Genomic DNA, 680 nt, shown 5'->3' on the forward strand with positions numbered 1-680 from the left:
GCGATCCGGCCGTTGGCGTTGAAGGCCGCGTAGGTCAGCGGCATGAGCTTCGCCCAGTGCCGTTCCATCTTCTCGCCGACCATCTCGATCTCCCGCTGCGGGAACGAGGGCACCGCGGCGTCCTCGTGCTGGGTGCGCAGCCCCAGGAAGTGCATCAGCGAGCGTGCGTTGCAGGTGGCGTACATCGACGAGAAGAGGCCGACGGGGAGCACCGCACGGGCCACCTCACGGGCGACGCCGGCGGCGAGCATCTCCTGGTACGCCTCGTACGCGTGCAGGTAGGCGTCCTCCATCACCCGGCCGGTCAGCTCCTGCTGCGCCTGGGTGCCCTCGACGAAGACGTACTTGCCGGGGCGGCCCTCCTGGACGAGCTTGCGCTCGGCGTCGGGGACGTAGAACACCGGGTCCAGACGGCGGTAGCGGCCGGACTCCTCGTTGTACGACCAGCCGACGCGGTGGCGCATGAACTCGCGGAAGACGAAGATCGGTGCGCTGATGAAGAAGGTCATCGAGTTGTGCTCGAAGGGGCTGCCGTGGCGGTCGCGCATCAGATAGTTGATGAGTCCCTTGGAGCGCTCGGGGTCCTTCGAGAGCTCGTCGAGCGACTGCTCACCCGCTGTGGAGACCCGGGCGGCCCACAGCACGTCGGAGTCACCGGCGGTGTGCTTCACCAGGTCGAC

Annotated in this window: 1 protein-coding gene; it reads right to left on the bottom strand. The window is 67.8% G+C overall.

Going from position 1 to position 680, the window contains the following annotated elements:
• Positions 1 to 680, bottom strand: a 680-nt coding sequence (gene thyX / locus EAO77_RS38195) for an FAD-dependent thymidylate synthase (RefSeq protein WP_147992850.1), incomplete at both ends; no start/stop codon positions are given.

This window comes from Streptomyces sp. T39 (assembly GCF_008042045.1).
Taxonomy (GTDB): domain Bacteria; phylum Actinomycetota; class Actinomycetes; order Streptomycetales; family Streptomycetaceae; genus Streptomyces.